Source organism: Photorhabdus sp. RM71S (genome assembly GCF_042879355.1).
In the GTDB taxonomy this organism is placed as follows: domain Bacteria; phylum Pseudomonadota; class Gammaproteobacteria; order Enterobacterales; family Enterobacteriaceae; genus Photorhabdus; species Photorhabdus kayaii.
Genome location: NZ_JBHFKV010000029.1, coordinates 13,272 through 32,259 on the forward strand (window position 1 = coordinate 13,272; position 18,988 = coordinate 32,259).

Here is an 18,988-nt window from a genome sequence, read left to right on the forward strand (position 1 = left end):
TGTTGTACTGACATAATGATTTATACCCCATGGATTTCAAGATGCATCGCGACGGCAAGGGAGCGAATCCCCGGGAACTATGTGACTGGGGTGAGTGAGTGCAGCCAACAAAGAGGCAACTTGAAAGATAACGGGTATATAGGAAGGGCTGGATATAAAAGAACATATCACTAGCTATAATAATGTTGTTCTGGGAAGAAAAATTGATCTGGGACTTTATTTCGATTGGATACATTACCAGCAATTGTTACAGGAGCAGAAAGAATGACTCTCTTTATACTGTTGTTAGTGTTGGCGTGGGAACGAGTTTTTAAAATGGGTGACCATTGGCAATTGGAGCACCGTCTTGAGCCATTATTTACCGGTATGAAATCCTTTTCGTTATGGAAAAGCCTTTTAATGACGTTAGTAGTCATGCTAATTACATGGGTATTGATTGAAATATTAAATGATTTTATGTTCGGCATTTTTGAACTGGTGTTATGGGTGTTTATTTGTTTGCTGTGCATCGGAGCGGGGCGCTTACGGCATGATTATCGTGAATATTTTCGTACTGTTCATCAGGATGATAGGGAACAACAAAGGGAATATCTTACGCGTCTCGCAATTATTCATGGTTTACCCTCTGATGCTAGCAAAGAGAATATGTTGCGAGAGATACAAAATGCGTTGCTATGGATAAATTTTCGCTATTATCTGGCACCGATTTTTTGGTTGATTATAGCGGGTAAATTAGGTCCGGTTATTTTGATGGGATATGGCTTTTTGAGAGCTTATCAGGGATGGTTAGCGCTATATGGTACTTCGGTTCAGCGAGCGCAATCTGGTGTTGACAGCTTGTTGCATTGGTTGGATTGGGTTCCTGCTCGTCTGGCTGGCGTTGCCTATGCTTTATTAGGGCATGGTGAACGGGCTTTACCGGCGTGGGTTGCTTCTCTTAGTGATTTAAGAACTTCACAATATAAAGTGCTTTGTCAGCTTGCTCAGTTTTCATTAAGTCGCGGGCCTCATCTTGATTCAATTCAAACGCCTGTTGCAGCGGTGATATTGGCGAAAAAGGTGACTTTTTCTATCATTGTTGTCGTTGCTTTACTGACGATTTATGGGGCATTGGTTTGATTCGTTGTCTTAATGACTCTGATTTGTCCAAGCTTCATCAAATTAATCACTCTATACCCTATGGATTTCAAGATGCATCGCGGCGGCAAGGGAATGAATCCCCGGGAGCATAGATAACTATGTGACCGGGGTGAGTGAGTGCAGCTAACAAAGAGGCAACTTGAAAGATGACGGGTATATAAGGAGTCATTTAACTTATCTGGGATTGTCGGCTAGCTTGTTGCAGCGCCAGTAGGCGCTGCAACAAGAGTAATAACTAAACCGATGGGTCGACGAAGTTAACATCCGACCATACGGAAATGACCGCGACGGCTCTGGCTTGCCCGCCGGCACCGTCTGTCTTCAACAGAATCGGTACCACAGACAGTTGTGTTGATGCCGTATAACTATCGTCCCCTTGCTTAACGTATCTTGCATTTGGCCCTTCACCTCGGTGCCCGGTACTGAGTGATAAGGGTTTGTTGGCCGCATCAGTAAACGCGAAGGCGACATCTTCTATTGACGAGGCCAAGGCATTCGGTTTCCCCGGCACAAACGGCCCATCGATTCGGTAAAGCAGGCGTGAATTTTGGAATACCGCGTCATCGCCGGAACAGGTGCTGCTTATCCCTATCTGCCTTGCTAACTCAAGTGGATCTCCCACCTGTTTGCCGGCTCTTTTCACTGTTCCCCAATCCACCGATGACGGAGTAAGAACAACCGCACAGGTGGACGGCTTTTTGACCGGTGAAAGGATAACCGTGGTCCACAGGGGGTTCGGTATGCTGCTGGAACCCGATACGGCTGTTGAAGTCCAGCCGATAGAGCCCACGGACAAATGACTTCCACCCGGTTTCGCATTGAAATTGCCGTCACTGTCCGGGTAAATGGCCCCGGTCACCGAGCGGACACTGATATCAACCAGACCGTTGGCATCCGGGACGCAGGGAAGGTTAACGCTGGTATTCCCTTTGACCAGACTGGTCGATTGATAGGTTCCGGGTGAACCATGCATCTGGCAAGAGAGTGAAGATTGCCCGATATCAACCATAAAGTCGCCAGCCTTTCCTACCCGGACACTACCCGGTGATGACGAAGAGATCAATGAGTTGGTCCCCGATCCTACGGTGTAGGCCATAAACTGGGTCCCGGTGGGGACGCGGCAAGTTGTCGACCAGTCAAGAGGGCCGCTGGTGGTATATCCCACTATTTCATCCCGTGAATAATCACGCTTATCTTTGTTGTTCGGCATCATGGCATAGCCGGTGACGGTAATATTGCTAACCTTATTCACCAGTTCAGTTTCGCAATCCTGATAAGTCTCGGCCGCCTGGAGGGGTAATGCGGTCAATAAAAAGAGCAGTGGCGCCCCTAGCCCCATGATGGTTGGGACGGGGTTTTCTGTATGACCGCCCCACAAACGTTCAGTGTTTAACATCCTTCTCTCTCCAAATTACTCATCTGTTCACATCGCTCTTTCACTGTCGGGGCTAACTTCGCTTTTGGTGGCGCCCCGGACGTAAAAGCGAGACAGGTGATATCTCATCGGGCACACCGGTCAGGTTGCCCATATGAAGGTTACGCTTATAGACACACGGCATCGGCCTGCACCAGTTTCCCGGGGGTATCGGACGACACCTGATAACGGGTGGTGCATTGCTGATTTGCCTCGTTTCCCCACTTGACTTTCACATGACCGGCGGACGGCATGCCACTCAGATAAACCCGGCCGTTATCGCCCACAATGCCGCTGCCGGCTTGAGTTGCGTTTCCTGCCAGCGTCGCGGTGGCGCCAAAGGGCACGGGTTTGCCATGATGTATTAAGGTCAACAGCAACTGGCTGCCCAGCCGAACCTGATAATTGGCTAGTGTCACCGCCCCTTTGGTCGGGTAAACGTTGCGGCTGGTCTGGTCAATATCCACCCCTTCCGGCAGGGTGGACGGGTCCAGATTGATGGTGTTTTTGTGGTAGACCGATCCGCCCGGCAGTACGGCGTAGCCACGCCAGTCGGTCTGTACGTTACCGTTGCTGATTGTCACCCCTTTCGCACCGGGGGCGCGAACTAATACCGCGGTATCTCCCAGCGAGCGTGACAGCGTTATTCCGTAAGGGTGGACCAGAAGGGCACCGGAAGTGCCATAGGTAAAATGCTGACTGTCTGCGTTGTCATTGTAGCCAAGATTGACGCTTCCCTGGCTGCCCTGATAACCCAGCGACAAAGCTCGACTGTTTTGCTGGCCGCTGTGCCCCCAACCTTGCTGGAGGTTATAACTCAGGCGGTTATCCCATAACATGCCACTGATGCCGGTCTGTTGAGAGAGGTTACCTTGTGAGTCGCGTGAGGCGGTATAGCGGGCGTAAACGCCCCGTAATGCCGGCGATGATCCAAAGAGACTCAGCGGGACCTGCATATTGAATGACACTTGACGGTTTTCCGGCCAGTGGCCCTCGCCCTTTATACGAGAAATGTTATAACTCAGGTTTGATGTGGCACACTAATTTTGGTCACCATTACAGAGGTGATATTTTTACCTCAATAAAAAATAGGTGACATTATGCAAAGACGTTTTAGTTCAGAATTCAAACTGGAATCCGCACTACTGGTGCTTGAACACAACTATTCTATCGCCGAGGCAGCCAGAGTCATGAATGTCAGTAAATCTGCCATGGGTAAGTGGGTTAATCAGTTAAGGGATGAGCGACTGGGACTCTCACCAAAGGCAACGCCAATCACACCGGAGCAGCTTGAAATCCGTGAATTAAAGAAAAAACTGCAACGCCTGGAAATGGAAAATGAAATCATAAAAAAGGCTACGGCACTCTTGATCTCGGACTCCCTGAACAATTTGCGTTAATTGAACGATTCAGAGTGCATTACCCCGTCGTTTTGCTTTGCCAACTCTTCGGCATACATCGCAGCAGTTATCAAGCCTGGCGAACCCGAAAAAAATCGCCAGACCCCGAACATGTCCAACTAAAGAGCTTAATTCGCGAAGCTTTTCAGGAAAGCCACGGCTCTGCGGGAGTCCGGACTATGGCGTCGATGGTCACTGCGAAAGGCCGGCCATTAGGGCGTTGGCTGGCGGGCAAATTAATGGCTGAAATGGGGCTGGTCAGTCGCCAGCCATCACGGCATAAGTACCCGCGGGGAACACCAGAACACATTGATATTCCTAATCACCTTGGACGTCAATTTGCGGTCACCGAACCCAATCAGGTCTGGTGTGGCGACGTGACATTTGTGTGGACAGGGGAAGGCTGGGTTTATCTGACGGTGGTGATTGATCTGTTTGCCCGGAAACCTGTCGGCTGGGCAATGTCTTGCTCACCGGATTCAGCGTTAACCAAAAAGGCGCTCAAAATGGCTTATGAATCAAGAGGAAAACCACAGGGTGTTCTGTTTCATAGTGATCAGGGCAGTCATTATACCAGTAAAGCGTTCAGGAAATTATTGAGTCATTACCCGATCAAGCAAAGCCTGAGCTGTTGGGATAATGAGCCAATGGAGCGTTTCTTCAGGAGTCTGAAGAGCGAATGGCTCCCATTGACAGGGTATCGAAATGCGGAGGAAGCCACGCGCTCCATCATCAGTTATATAACGGGCTATTACAGCCAACTTCGTCCCCATTGGTATAACAATGGGTTGACACCGAATGAATCAGAAAATTTATTTTGGAAAAACTCTCAGGCGGTGACCAATTTTCGTTGACCACAACAAACTTCCCTGTCCAATTCGATTGCTATGATGCCCTTAGCACTTGATGGCGTTGATTATTTATAAACTACTTGGAATGTTACTGGGGCTATTACCTCTTGAGAAGCTGCTGCGCCTGACTTGGAAGCCAGAGCCACTTTAAATGCTGCCATGCCTTCGCCTTCGGTTAGTGCTTTTGCGAAATCAATTTCTTTAGTACCAGTGAGATTAATCTTCTCTCCGCTAGTAATGGCAGTACCATTGTGATACACAGCCACTCCTGCGGTAGCGGCAGAGTTGGCATTAAATATCTTCTTAGCTGTATCAATGGTCTGTCCAAAAACATTCATCTCAATTGCAGCACTAGGAGTGAATTTGTTGCTTGCTGTGTTTCCATATTGAGAGCCACACTTAACTAGTTTGACCTCTATATTTTTTGCTGATGTGGGGGCAGAAGGTTGTAGGGTTTTAACGTCTAATGATTGAACGTTTCCCATATCTAATTGGTAGGAACCGTTACTACCAGTAACATCACCTTCAACATTGAGTTCACAAGTCGCTTGGCCTATGGTAGCCATCACGTTTACCGTAGTACCACTTGAAGCATGTGCCATACCCATCCCCATGCTCAGGAGCACTGCGGCTAATACGCTGGTTTTTAAAATTTGTTTTTTCATTTCATCTCATCTATTCCTTATCTACATCTATTTACATACATTTTGCCTAAAACAACACCATGACAGGTTAAACAATCGGACCGCCAAGGCGGTGCGTTTACTAGTCATTCTAACTCTAAATGTTCGGTTTTATGTCCCGTATCAGAAACTGATGTCATTGAAAGCCACACCGTTACTTCGAGTAACGCTTTTCCTCGCGATTACACTTTCTTACCGTTGCGCAGAAACACGAATCTCCAGAATCGTAAAAGCATTACATCAATTATTCTTATTGATTTTCAGTGTTGAGGGGATTGGTTAAAACCTGATATCAGGTTCATTTTGAGCTATTATTTTCGATTCACTCTATATTGAAATTGACCGGCATTGCGTGGGCTTTGAAAGGTACCCGGAGTAGGCCGTTCTGTATTTGTCATACAATCTTCACAACAAACTATCGCGGTAAACCATGTGATGGCAGGATGATAGAACAGTGACCAAGTAACATATACTGTTTGAAGATATTCAGGTAAATGATGATTTTTTTCTTTTTCTATCAATAAATTAATGACAGTTTTCAAATTACCCTGAATCATATTCTGTCTATTTAGTGATAAAAAATTATTGTCATACGATAACTTTTAAAGTACTTTAGCGACAGTTTAGTTAAACATGTATATGGAATGACACAAGATGTGTGATAAACAGGAGTTTGTAACTAATCCCAGAATCAAGCTACTCAGCTTTCTGGCTATTATTATTGCTTCCATTATGGTAATTGGTGATATTGGGTTCCATATTGCGTCTTGGTCGTTATGGCATGATGCCACTCGCCAGGCTGTTCTTCAGGCGTATAGCGATCTTATGCCGGCATTGACTGCAAAAGGATTTAAGCAATCTTTATTAAGTCAGGTGCTTTATATCTCGTTGGATACGATACCTCGGATTATATCAACGTCATCTTATATATTAATTGGCATTCTGTTTTTCCGGTTTGCTAAAGGTGAAATATGGAGTAACCGTAATATTTCCGCTTCATTTATTATTGGTTTCCTGATGATTCTAGAGCAACTTCTCTACCCTGTGATTAATATGTTACAAGGAATGGCGTTATCTGTGGATTTAGTGAAAGGGCAACGGGTATTTAGTTTTTCGTTTGGAGTTAATTCAGAATCTCTGTTTATTATTATGTTTGGTGTATTCCTTTTGATATTTAGCTTAATTATGCGTGAATCTAAGAAGATAAGCGATGAGCAACGTTATTTTATCTGAGAATCATCATGAGTATTATAATAAGGTTGGATGTGATCTTAGCGAAAAGGAAAGTAAAGTCTAAAGAATTAGCTGCCATTATTGGTATTACTGAGCAAAATTTATCATTACTGAAAAATGGCAAAATAAAAGGTATCCGTATCGAGACGCTGGAAAAAATTTGTAGGCATTTGCAGTGTCAACCTGGAGATATATTGGAATATGTGGAAGATGGAGAGGATAGCCGTTAATATAACAAATAAAGTCATTGTATGTCTTTTGGTATCTTATAAGATAGAACTTTATATTCATTAGCCAGTTTTAACTACATGAAAATATTAATTATTTCATGTTTTTTATCTAGCCTGTTACTCTTTGGTGTTAATGGTTCACCAATAAAGCAGGTTTTTCCTAGCGATAAGAATATATATTTCTCTCTGGGGGGATATTGTTCTGATATTCCGTGGAATGCCAGAAAGATAAAATGCATATGTAGATATTATTTACTCGATCATAAGAAATGATCTCTCTTTTTATATGGTTTTTCATTTAAGTTAAATTTTTATAAAATATACAGTAATTTAAGGATATTAAGAATGAATAAATTTCTCATTGCTTTATTATCAATATTTGTAGTTACGGGATGTTCCATGCCACGGCTTACTGATAGCTATATTTCAACCTGTGGTTATTTTGAATGTAATGTCAAGGATATAGTTTCAGGCAGTGAAGTTAAAGTAGATAATATACATTCTATTCCTGATATTTACAGAGATATCTCAAACCAAGATAGACAAATTATACAGTCTGGTGGACAGCCATCTTTTGAAGATAAGAGTTACCGTATTGGGGGGACTTTTAAATTCTAATTTAATTTCTTTAGTTATTTCTTTATTTTTAATTAAGGTATTGTTATATGAATTTTATAAGAAAAATAGCTGTTATCCCTTTATTTACCTTATTTACTGTATTGGCGGGTTGTACATCATGGGAAAAACCAGGCGCAACTCAGTATGAAAGAGATAGGGATTATGCTGAATGTAAAGCATTGGGTTATTCTCAATTACCATCAGACTGGACCAGCGAAGTTGTTCATTCTTTCGAGACAAAACGTTTTTCCTGCAAAGATAAAGACAAGGACGAAGATAAATCCTGTAATCATTATATTACTGTGCCGAAAACTGAAGTTAAGCGTTGGGATAAAAATGAATCGTCAAGGCGTTGGATAATTTCATCCTGTATGTATAAAAAAGGGTGGCATGAAGAGACGCGCTATTGGTTTTAATATATACCCGTCATCTTTCAAGTTGCCTCTTTGTTGGCTGCACTCACTCACCCCGGTCACATCGTTATCTATGCTCCCGGGGATTCGCTCCCTTGCCGCCGCGATGCATCTTGAAATCTATAGGGTATAGTTCATTTTTTCCATCAGCAGGAGTTATGTGGAGCTGTTGCTGGTGGTTCCTCACATTTTGTCATTATTCCTTTCTAATCGTTGGTTTTAGCCTCTCGGTTTTATTGATTTGAGCTACATTTATAACCTGATGGTATACATTTGTATTTAAAATCAACAGGTGATGATTTGGTAGCTATATCTTTTTAATAAAGATTCAACTATTTTATTGCTGTAACGATTCAATATACCCATTTATATGTTTAAAACAGGTTGGTTAAAATATTATCTTAGGATGTTTATTAACCTACTGGTTATCAGCTTTTACTAATTTTTAAAAAAAATTGTCAAAATTTGCAGGTTTTTATGATTTAGCAAAAGGTCTTTATAGACAGTTGATGAATACTTTGTTACTTTTATGGCCCGGTGGTTTAAATTGGTATTACCAATTGACTTCGGCAAAGACCGAAACAACAAACAAAATAGCCTCATGAGATAGGTTCTAACTGGCTTATAATAAATATGGCTTATAGTAAAATCCGCCAACCAAAACTATCAGATGTCATTGAGCAGCGTCTTGAGCATCTCATCCTTGAAGGATCCGTGCGTCCAGGGGAGAAGTTGCCGCCTGAACGTGAGTTGGCGAAACAGTTTGATGTGTCACGTCCTTCACTGCGCGAAGCCATTCAACGGTTAGAAGCTAAAGGTTTTCTTTTTCGCCGTCAGGGTGGGGGAACGTTTGTTCAGAGTAACCTCTGGCAAAGTTTCAGTGATCCGCTGGCACAATTACTGGCTGGTCACCCAGAATCTCAATTTGACCTCCTTGAAACCCGCCATGCTTTGGAAGGTGTTGCTGCCTATTACGCGGCACTGCGTGGAACTGACGAAGATTTTGAGCGTATTCGGCAATATCACCTTGTTATTCAACAAGCTCAGGAAAGTGGTGATGTCAATGCTGAATCCGAAGCTGTTTTGCAATATCAGCTTGTCGTTGCTGAAGCCGCGCATAATGTGGTTCTCCTTCATTTATTACGTTGTATGGCACCTATGCTGGAACAAAATATCCGGCAGAATTTTGAGTTTTTGTATACCCGCCGGGAAATGCTAACGGCTGTCAGCGATCATCGGGCGAAGATTTTTGAAGCAATAATGGCGAGGCAACCAGAGAAAGCCCGTGAGGCCTCCCATCGCCATTTAGCTTTTATCGAAGATGTCTTATTGGATCTCAGCCGCGAGCACACTCGCCGTGAGCGATCATTACGACGTCTTCAACAGCATCAGGAATAAAATTAGCTGTGTAGATCTTGAAGTTTGCTGCGTTTGCACAGCTAAGTTGAGTCCCTTTACTGAGGGCGCTAGCGGCAACAACAGTGAGGGCCTATCTTCCAGTCATGACCGGCTGAACGTCAAAGGGTATGACGGGAAGGTAGGCTCCAAAACAATCATTAGAAACAGATAACAGATAAGGAATACACCATGTCAGACATTTTGAAAAATGACGTGGATCCGATCGAAACTCGCGACTGGTTACAGGCGATCGAATCGGTCATCCGTGAAGAGGGTGTTGATCGTGCCCAGTTCTTGATTGATCAGGTACTGAACGAAGCACGTAAAGGTGGCGTGAATGTTGCAGCCGGTGCTGCTAACCGCGATTATATCAATACCATTGCTGTTGAGGATGAGCCTGCTTACCCTGGCAATCTGGATTTGGAGCGCCGTATTCGCTCTGCTATTCGTTGGAATGCTGTGATGACCGTGTTGCGGGCATCCAAAAAAGATCTGGAATTGGGTGGTCACATGGCTTCATTCCAGTCTTCAGCAACCATGTATGAAGTTTGTTTCAACCATTTCTTCCGTGCCCGTAATGAAAATGACGGCGGTGACTTGGTTTATTTCCAAGGCCACATCTCTCCAGGCGTCTACGCTCGTGCTTTCCTTGAAGGTCGTTTAACTGAAGAGCAGATGAATAATTTCCGTCAGGAAATTCATGGCAACGGTCTCTCTTCTTATCCGCATCCAAAATTGATGCCTGAATTCTGGCAGTTCCCAACCGTTTCAATGGGATTGGGGCCAATCGGTGCGATTTATCAGGCTAAATTCCTGAAATATCTGGAACACCGTGGTCTGAAAGATACCTCCAAGCAGACCGTTTATGCCTTCTTGGGCGACGGTGAAATGGATGAGCCAGAATCCAAAGGTGCGATTACTATCGCAACCCGCGAGAAACTGGATAATTTGGTATTTGTTATCAACTGTAACTTGCAACGTCTGGATGGTCCAGTTACGGGTAATGGCAAAATCGTTAATGAGCTGGAAGGCATTTTTGATGGCGCAGGTTGGCAGGTTATTAAAGTGCTTTGGGGCGATCGTTGGGATGAACTGTTGCGTAAAGATACCAGCGGTAAATTGATCCAACTGATGAACGAAACGCTGGACGGTGATTACCAGACGTTCAAATCCAAAGATGGCGCTTATGTGCGTCAGCATTTCTTTGGTCGTTACCCAGAGACCGCTGAATTAGTCAAAGATATGACCGATGACCAGATTTGGGCGTTGAACCGTGGTGGTCATGATCCTAAGAAAGTCTTTGCTGCTTTGAAAAAAGCGCAAGAAACTACCGGCAAACCAACGGTTATCCTGGCTCAGACTATCAAAGGTTACGGTATGGGTGATACGGCGGAAGGTAAAAATATTGCTCATCAGGTTAAGAAGATGAATATGGAAGGCGTTCGCCATTTCCGTGATCGTTTCAATGTCCCTGTTGCTGATGAGCAAATCGAAAACCTGCCATATGTGACTTTCGATAAAGATTCTGAAGAATACAAATACCTGCATGAGCGTCGTGCAGCGCTTGGTGGCTATTTGCCAAGCCGTCGTACTCATTTTGAAGAGAAACTGGAACTGCCAACGCTGGAAGATTTTGGTGCGTTGCTGGAAGAACAAAACAAAGAAATTTCTACTACTATTGCTTTCGTTCGTGCTTTGAACGTGATGTTGAAAAACAAGTCAATCAAAGATCGTCTGGTTCCAATCATTGCCGATGAAGCGCGTACTTTTGGTATGGAAGGTCTGTTCCGTCAAATCGGCATCTACAGCCCTAACGGCCAGCAATATACTCCGCAAGACCGTGAGCAGGTTGCTTACTATAAAGAAGACGCCAAAGGTCAGATTCTACAAGAAGGTATCAATGAACTGGGTGCCGGTTCATCATGGCTGGCGGCGGCAACGTCTTATAGCACCAATAACCTGCCAATGATTCCGTTCTACATCTACTACTCTATGTTCGGGTTCCAACGTATTGGCGACCTGTGCTGGGCAGCTGGCGACCAACAGGCTCGTGGCTTCCTGATTGGTGGTACTTCTGGTCGTACAACCCTGAATGGCGAAGGTCTGCAACACGAAGATGGTCACAGCCATATTCAGTCTCTGACTATCCCTAACTGCATCTCTTATGATCCGGCATTTGCTTATGAAGTTGCTGTGATTATGCATGATGGTTTGGAGCGTATGTATGGTGAGAAACAAGAGAATATTTACTACTACATCACCACGTTGAACGAAAACTACCACATGCCGGCGATGCCACAAGGCGCGGAAGAAGGTATCCGTAAAGGTATCTACAAGCTGGAAAGCTTGGAAGGTAGCAAAGGTAAAGTTCAGCTATTAGGTTCAGGTTCTATTCTGCGTCATGTGCGTGAAGCAGCGCAGATTCTGGCTAACGATTATGGTGTGGGTTCTGATGTGTACAGCGTGACTTCATTCACTGAACTGGCTCGTGATGGTCAGGATTGTGAACGTTGGAACATGTTGCATCCAACAGAAACGCCACGTGTACCTTATGTTGCTCAGATCATGAATGAAGCACCGGCAGTGGCTTCTACTGATTATATGAAGTTGTTCGCAGAACAAATTCGTAACTTCATCCCTGCAAGCGAATTCCGCGTATTGGGTACTGACGGTTTCGGTCGTTCCGATAGCCGTGAAAACCTGCGTCATCATTTTGAAGTTGATGCTTCTTACGTGGTGGTTGCTGCTTTGGGTGAATTGGCTAAGCGCGGCGAAATCGATGTGAGTGTTGTGGAAGAAGCAATCAAGAAATACAACATTAACCCAGAAAAAGTTAACCCGCGTCTGGCATAAGAGGTAAAGAATCAATGGCTATCGAAATTAAGGTACCGGATATCGGTGCGGATGAAGTTGAAGTCACCGAAATCATGGTGAAAGTTGGCGATACAGTGGAAGCTGAACAATCGCTGATCACCGTGGAAGGTGATAAGGCTTCTATGGAAGTTCCATCCCCTCAGACGGGTGTCGTTAAAGAGATCATCATTGCGGTTGGCGATAAAGTTGAAACCGACAAACTGATTATGATTTTTGATTCTGCGGAAGGTGCTGTAGAAGCTGCGCCAGCGGAAGAGCCGGCAGCGATAACATTGTCTTCGCGTATGGCAGAGGCAGAACCAGTAGCTTCTGCGGCTATGAATGTTCATGTACCGGATATCGGTGGTGATGAAGTCGAAGTTACCGAAGTGATGGTGAAAGTTGGCGATGCGGTGGAAGCTGAACAATCGCTGATCACCGTAGAAGGTGATAAAGCCTCTATGGAAGTCCCCGCGCCATTCGCAGGTATCGTTAAAGAAATTCAAATCAAGGTCGGTGATAAAGTGAAAACCGATTCTATGATTATGGTATTTGAAGTTGCGGGTGCAGCGCCTGCTGCTCCGGCTGCCTCTGCGCCAGCGCCAGCGGCTGAACCAGAGAAAGCGGCAGCACCGGTTATTGCTAGCAGAAGCTTCGCAGAAGAAGACAAAAATGATTTCGCTGAAAATAGTGCTTATGTTCATGCAACGCCGGTGATCCGTCGTCTGGCGCGTGAATTCGGCGTTAACCTGGCTAAAGTGAAAGGTACAGGGCGTAAAGGCCGTGTTCTGCGTGAAGATGTTCAGGCTTACGTGAAAGACGCGGTTAAACGTGCAGAGTCTACTCCTGCATCAGCCGGTGGTGGTCTGCCGGGTATGTTGCCTTGGCCGAAAGTGGATTTCAGTAAATTTGGTGAAATTGAAGAAGTTGAACTGGGTCGTATTCAGAAAATCTCTGGTGCTAACCTGAGCCGTAACTGGGTGATGATCCCACATGTTACACAGTTCGACGAAACGGATATTACTGAAGTTGAAAACTTCCGTAAGCAGCAGAATCAGGAAGCTGAGAAGAAACAGCTTGGTGTGAAGATCACGCCATTGGTATTCATCATGAAAGCGGTAGCAAAAGCGCTGGAAGAGATGCCGCGCTTTAACAGCTCTATCTCGGAAGATGGTCAGAAACTGACGTTGAAAAAATACATCAACATTGGTGTGGCAGTGGATACACCTAATGGTCTGGTGGTTCCAGTGTTCCGTGATGTTAATAATAAGGGCATCATCGAATTGTCCCGCGAGCTGACTGAGATGTCTAAGAAAGCGCGTGCAGGCAAACTGACTGCATCTGATATGCAGGGGGGATGCTTCACTATTTCAAGCCTGGGTGGTATCGGTGGCACAGCATTTACGCCAATCGTTAATGCACCAGAAGTGGCTATCCTGGGCGTATCCCGCTCATCAATGAAGCCGGTATGGAATGGTAAAGAGTTTGTTCCACGCCTGATGCTACCTCTGTCACTCTCTTTCGATCACCGTGTGATCGATGGTGCTGATGGTGCGCGTTTCATCACATTTATTAATCATGCGATGAGCGATATCCGCCGTCTGGTGATGTAATCTCAAAGGCCGGCCATGTGCCGGCCTGATTGTTATTGCGGTGACAGAGAGACAGCTTACATCTGGTGAGTTTGTTGCGAGTTCTGTCACGTTAACGCGCTTTTCAGGTTATTAACAATTCTGTAAACTGCTCGCGGTGTGTAGGTCCCGGTGGAATATATCGTTTTTGGCGCCTGACCCGCCGGACAAACAATTAAGAGGTCATGATGAGTACTGAAATTAAAGCCCAAGTAGTGGTACTTGGGGCAGGTCCAGCAGGGTATTCTGCTGCTTTTCGTTGCGCGGATTTAGGTTTGGAAACCGTTCTGGTGGAACGTTACTCTACCTTAGGTGGTGTTTGTCTTAACGTTGGTTGTATCCCTTCCAAGGCATTGCTGCATGTAGCAAAAGTTATTGAGGAAGCTAAAGCGCTGGCAGATCATGGCATCGTTTTTGGTGAACCCAAAACTGACATCGAAAAAGTCCGTGTTTGGAAAGAAAAAGTTATTAATCAGCTAACCGGTGGTTTGGCTGGTATGGCTAAAGGCCGTAAAGTTAAAGTGGTTAATGGTGTTGGTAAGTTTACAGGGGCGAACACGCTGGTTGTTGAAGGTGAAGGTGGCGCAACAACGATTAATTTTGATAACGCCATTATTGCAGCGGGCTCCCGTCCTATCCAATTGCCATTTATTCCTCATGATGACCCGCGCGTTTGGGATTCTACCGATGCTTTGGCGCTGACAACCGTTCCTGGCCGCTTGTTGGTCATGGGCGGTGGTATTATCGGTCTGGAAATGGGAACCGTTTACCACGCTCTGGGTTCTCAGATTGATGTTGTTGAAATGTTGGATCAGGTTATTCCTGCGGCTGATAAAGATGTGGTGAAAGTCTTTACCAAACGTATCAGCAAACAATTCAATCTGATGCTGGAAACCAAAGTTACCGTAGTAGAAGCCAAAGAAGATGGTATCTACGTCACGATGGAAGGCAAAAACGCACCGACAGAACCACAGCGTTATGACGCGGTTCTGGTTGCTATCGGTCGTGTACCTAACGGTAAAATGCTGGATGCAGGTAAAGCTGGTGTTGACGTTGACGACCGCGGCTTTATCCACGTTGATAAGCAAATGCGCACCAATGTACCGCACATCTTTGCTATTGGTGACATCGTTGGTCAGCCTATGTTGGCGCATAAAGGTGTTCATGAAGGTCACGTTGCGGCGGAAGTTATTTCTGGTAAGAAACACTACTTTGATCCAAAAGTGATTCCATCCATTGCTTACACTGAACCCGAAGTTGCATGGGTTGGCCTGACTGAGAAAGAAGCGAAAGAGAAAGGCATTAGCTATGAAACGGCTACTTTCCCGTGGGCAGCTTCTGGCCGCGCAATTGCTTCTGATTGTGCTGACGGTATGACCAAACTGATTTTCGATAAAGAAAGTAATCGTATTATCGGTGGTGCTATTGTGGGTACTAACGGTGGTGAATTGTTGGGTGAAATCGGTCTGGCAATTGAAATGGGTTGTGATGCGGAAGATATCGCATTGACCATCCATGCTCACCCAACATTGCATGAATCGGTAGGTCTGGCTGCTGAAGTCTTTGAAGGCAGTATTACTGATTTGCCGAATGCGAAGGCAAAGAAAAAGAAGTAATTTCTTAAATCGATTAATGTATTAATGTGATTCACCGAAGCGGCTTTCATTTATTGAAAGCCGTTTTTTTATCTGGTATGACCTGTTTGGGAAAGTACAGTATAAAAAGTATGGCTTTTGTAGGTGCTATTGGCAAAAATCAGCGGAATAATCTGTTTTAATAGCTTTGTCTGCTGTTAATTCAGAATATTACTATCAGTTAATGTTACTTTTATGTGAACGAATTAACATCGCATTCAAATTTTGGTATGCTGAGCACCCGAAGCTGGGCATAACTTGATTTGTACTTGTTAAGTTATGTCGGCAATCCTCTGACCTGGCACCCGGAACCATAACTAACAACCTGTCCCAGGAGGGGCTATTTGTTGCGAAAACACATATTGTTGCGCAAAGACGATAGTCTGGTGAGGCAGGTTCTAAGGCGGGTGCAGAGCCGGGTAGATAAAATGACAATGAGAGCGAGGAGAAAGTCGTGCTAGAAGAATACCGCAAGCACGTAGCCGAGCGTGCAACCCAAGGTGTTGTCCCTAAACCATTGGACGCGACACAAGCGGCGGCGCTGGTTGAGTTACTGAAGAGCCCACCAAAAGGTGAAGAAGATTTCCTGTTAGATCTGCTGATTAACCGTATTCCCCCTGGCGTTGATGAAGCGGCCTATGTAAAAGCCGGTTTTCTTGCCGCCATTGCGAAAGATGAAACCATTTCACCGCTAATCGCGCCAGAAAAGGCGGTTGAACTGCTTGGAACGATGCAAGGTGGTTATAATATTCATCCTTTGATTGATGCTCTGGATAATGAAAAACTGGCTCCAATTGCAGCTAAAGCGCTCTCTCATACTTTGTTGATGTTTGACAACTTCTATGATGTAGAAGAAAAAGCAAGAGCAGGTAATCCACAAGCCAAACAAATTATGCAATCTTGGGCTGATGCGCAGTGGTATCTGGAACGCCCTGAATTGGCAGAAAAAATTACAGTCACAGTATTTAAAGTGACGGGTGAAACAAACACTGACGACTTATCTCCTGCGCAGGATGCATGGTCACGCCCTGATATTCCTCTGCATGCTCTGGCTATGTTGAAAAATGCCCGCGAAGGGATTGTCCCGGATCAAGCTGGTGTTATTGGCCCAATCAAACAGATTGAAGAGCTGAATAAGAAAGGCTATCCGCTGGCTTATGTCGGTGATGTGGTTGGTACAGGTTCTTCCCGCAAATCAGCCACTAACTCAGTGTTATGGTTTATGGGCGATGATATTCCATTTGTGCCAAACAAACGTGGTGGTGGTGTTGTTCTGGGCGGTAAAATTGCACCAATCTTCTTCAATACGATGGAAGATGCCGGTGCGCTGCCAATTGAGCTGGATGTGAACAAATTAAATATGGGGGAGGTAATTGATATCTACCCATATAAAGGGGAAGTACGTCACCACGAAACCAATGAGTTACTGGCTGAATTTGAACTGAAAACAGATGTATTGTTGGATGAAGTGCGTGCGGGTGGCCGTATTCCACTGATTATCGGCCGTGGTTTGACCAGTAAGGCGCGTGAGTCTCTTGGTTTACCACCCAGTGATGTCTTCCGTCAGGCGAAAGCGGTTGAAGAAAGTAGTCGCGGTTTCTCCCTGGCTCAGAAAATGGTCGGTCGGGCATGTGGCACGGTGGGTATTCGCCCTGGTGAATACTGTGAACCTAAAATGACCTCTGTTGGTTCTCAGGATACAACTGGCCCCATGACCCGTGACGAACTGAAAGATCTGGCGTGTTTGGGTTTCTCTGCGGATCTGGTAATGCAGTCATTCTGCCATACGGCGGCTTATCCTAAGCCAGTTGACGTCACCACTCACCATACCTTGCCTGACTTCATCATGAATCGTGGTGGGGTTTCTCTGCGTCCGGGTGATGGCATTATTCACTCATGGCTGAACCGTATGCTGTTGCCTGATACCGTTGGTACGGGCGGTGATTCTCATACGCGTTTCCCGATTGGTATTTCCTTCCCGGCTGGTTCTGGTCTGGTAGCGTTTGCTGCTGCGACGGGGGTGATGCCTTTGGATATGCCAGAATCTGTGCTGGTTCGTTTTAAAGGGCAGATGCAGCCCGGTATTACTTTGCGTGATTTGGTTCATGCGATTCCTTACTATGCGATTCAGCAAGGCCTTCTGACGGTTGAAAAGAAAGGTAAGAAAAACATCTTCTCTGGCCGTATCCTCGAAATTGAAGGTTTGCCAGATCTGAAAGTCGAGCAGGCATTTGAGCTGGCGGATGCTTCTGCGGAGCGCTCTGCGGCGGGTTGTACCATTAAATTGGATAAAGCACCGATTATTGAATATCTGCAATCCAATATTGTACTGCTGAAATGGATGATTGCTGAAGGTTATGGTGATCGCCGTACTTTAGAACGTCGTGTAACAGGCATGGAGAATTGGCTGAAAGATCCTCAATTGTTGGAAGCTGATGCTGATGCAGAATATGCCGCAGTTATCGAAATCGATCTGGCTGAAATTAAAGAGCCTATTCTATGCGCGCCGAATGATCCAGATGATGCCCGTTTACTGTCTGATGTGGCTAACAGTAAGATCGATGAGGTTTTTATCGGTTCTTGTATGACTAACATTGGTCATTTCCGTGCAGCCGGTAAGTTATTGGATCAACATAAAGGTCAATTACCGACTCGTTTATGGGTTGCTCCGCCAACGAAAATGGATGCGGCTCAACTCACAGAGGAAGGTTATTACAGCATCTTTGGCAAGAGTGGAGCACGGGTTGAAATTCCTGGTTGTTCCTTGTGCATGGGTAACCAAGCACGCGTTGCTGACGGTGTAACTGTGGTCTCCACTTCGACTCGTAACTTCCCAAATCGTTTGGGGACGGGTGCGAATGTTTACCTGGCATCGGCTGAACTGGCGGCTGTAGCTTCTCTGTTGGGACGTCTGCCTACGCCAGAAGAGTATCAGCAATTTATGGCTAAAGTTGATGAGACTGCGGAAGATACTTACCGTTATCTCAATTTTGATCAACTGAACCAATACACTGAAAAAGCGGATGATGTGATTTTCCAAACTGCGGTGTAATTCCGATATATACCCAATGGATTTCAAGATGCATCGCGACGGCAAGGGAGTGAATCCCCGGGAGCATAGGTAACGATGTGACCGGGGTGAGCGAGTGCAGCCAACAAAGAGGCAACTTGAAAGATAACGGGTATATTGCAATATGAACGAATGGGAGGTAAAAACCTCCCATATTAGATTGCTGGCTTTTAGTGTTTCGACTATCACTGTTGAGTTTTTATCAATGATAAAACAAGTGTTAGTTAAGAAAAGTCGTTTTTTTCCTGTTAGTGTGGTTTTAAAATCTGGAGAAAAGGCAAACGTATAATGAAAAAAAAGATAAAAACTTTAATCATTAAAGGTAAAAAGTAATGATTAAGAATTTTTTAAAGTGAGTGAAAATTTCGATGTTATAACTGACATTAAAAGATAAAACATTAGGAAAAACGGATTTTAAAT

At 45.0% G+C, this 18,988-nt stretch carries 14 protein-coding genes; 11 read left to right on the plus strand and 3 right to left on the minus strand.

Annotated elements, in window-relative coordinates; translation table 11 throughout:
- Positions 1-264 precede the first annotated feature (264 nt).
- A complete protein-coding gene (gene ampE, locus ACGF5R_RS15395; RefSeq protein WP_112878531.1) occupies positions 265-1,119 on the plus strand; it encodes a beta-lactamase regulator AmpE in 855 nt (284 codons plus the stop codon).
- A 256-nt stretch (positions 1,120-1,375) separates the two neighbouring features.
- Here the strand turns inward: ampE and ACGF5R_RS15400 are convergent, their stop codons facing one another.
- Together ACGF5R_RS15400 and ACGF5R_RS15405 are read right to left on the minus strand one after the other, a co-directional pair.
- On the minus strand, positions 1,376-2,536 hold the full coding sequence (locus ACGF5R_RS15400; RefSeq protein ID WP_387691632.1) for a hypothetical protein: 1,161 nt from the start codon (positions 2,534-2,536) through the stop codon (positions 1,376-1,378).
- A gap of 146 nt (positions 2,537-2,682) precedes the next feature.
- Entirely contained in the window at positions 2,683-3,579 is an 897-nt protein-coding gene (locus ACGF5R_RS15405; RefSeq protein WP_387691647.1) for a fimbria/pilus outer membrane usher protein, read from the minus strand.
- A gap of 75 nt (positions 3,580-3,654) precedes the next feature.
- Between ACGF5R_RS15405 and ACGF5R_RS15410 the strand changes: the two genes are divergently transcribed.
- Positions 3,655-4,808 (plus strand): IS3 family transposase gene (locus ACGF5R_RS15410; RefSeq protein WP_387691634.1). Its coding sequence is split into 2 segments (ribosomal slippage): positions 3,655-3,901 and positions 3,901-4,808, totalling 1,155 coding nucleotides; the frame shifts between segments, so codons are not numbered across the junction.
- Positions 4,809-4,870: 62 nt separating this feature from the next.
- Here the strand turns inward: ACGF5R_RS15410 and ACGF5R_RS15415 are convergent.
- Positions 4,871-5,470, minus strand: coding sequence for a fimbrial protein (locus tag ACGF5R_RS15415; RefSeq protein ID WP_387691635.1), 600 nt, complete (start codon positions 5,468-5,470; stop codon positions 4,871-4,873).
- A 672-nt stretch (positions 5,471-6,142) separates the two neighbouring features.
- On the opposite strand from ACGF5R_RS15415, the gene ACGF5R_RS15420 reads away from it, so the two are divergent.
- The 9 genes from ACGF5R_RS15420 (at position 6,143) to acnB (ending at position 18,550) form a co-directional block, all read left to right on the plus strand.
- Positions 6,143-6,721 carry a hypothetical protein gene (locus ACGF5R_RS15420; RefSeq protein ID WP_112876764.1) on the plus strand — a complete coding sequence of 193 codons (579 nt, stop codon included), beginning with the start codon at positions 6,143-6,145 and terminating at the stop codon, positions 6,719-6,721.
- An 8-nt stretch (positions 6,722-6,729) separates the two neighbouring features.
- Entirely contained in the window at positions 6,730-6,951 is a 222-nt protein-coding gene (locus ACGF5R_RS15425) for a helix-turn-helix transcriptional regulator (protein WP_112876763.1), read from the plus strand.
- Positions 6,952-7,296: 345 nt separating this feature from the next.
- Positions 7,297-7,569 (plus strand): lipoprotein, encoded by a 273-nt coding sequence (locus tag ACGF5R_RS15430; protein ID WP_112876762.1) that lies wholly within the window; start codon positions 7,297-7,299, stop codon positions 7,567-7,569.
- 47 nt (positions 7,570-7,616) lie between these two features.
- Positions 7,617-7,985 carry a hypothetical protein gene (locus ACGF5R_RS15435; RefSeq protein ID WP_112876761.1) on the plus strand — a complete coding sequence of 123 codons (369 nt, stop codon included), beginning with the start codon at positions 7,617-7,619 and terminating at the stop codon, positions 7,983-7,985.
- Positions 7,986-8,615: 630 nt separating this feature from the next.
- Complete coding sequence (pdhR, locus tag ACGF5R_RS15440; protein ID WP_036777528.1) at positions 8,616-9,380, plus strand: pyruvate dehydrogenase complex transcriptional repressor PdhR; 765 nt, start codon at positions 8,616-8,618, stop codon at positions 9,378-9,380.
- A 189-nt stretch (positions 9,381-9,569) separates the two neighbouring features.
- Positions 9,570-12,233, plus strand: coding sequence for a pyruvate dehydrogenase (acetyl-transferring), homodimeric type (gene aceE / locus ACGF5R_RS15445; RefSeq protein ID WP_112876760.1), 2,664 nt, complete (start codon positions 9,570-9,572; stop codon positions 12,231-12,233).
- Positions 12,234-12,247: 14 nt separating this feature from the next.
- Positions 12,248-13,846, plus strand: a complete 1,599-nt coding sequence (gene aceF / locus ACGF5R_RS15450) for a pyruvate dehydrogenase complex dihydrolipoyllysine-residue acetyltransferase (protein WP_112876759.1) — start codon at positions 12,248-12,250, stop codon at positions 13,844-13,846.
- A gap of 206 nt (positions 13,847-14,052) precedes the next feature.
- A complete protein-coding gene (lpdA, locus tag ACGF5R_RS15455; RefSeq protein WP_112876758.1) occupies positions 14,053-15,480 on the plus strand; it encodes a dihydrolipoyl dehydrogenase in 1,428 nt (475 codons plus the stop codon).
- Between the two features lie 472 nt (positions 15,481-15,952).
- Positions 15,953-18,550, plus strand: coding sequence for a bifunctional aconitate hydratase 2/2-methylisocitrate dehydratase (acnB, locus tag ACGF5R_RS15460; RefSeq protein WP_387691637.1), 2,598 nt, complete (start codon positions 15,953-15,955; stop codon positions 18,548-18,550).
- The last annotated feature ends 438 nt before the right edge of the window (positions 18,551-18,988 follow it).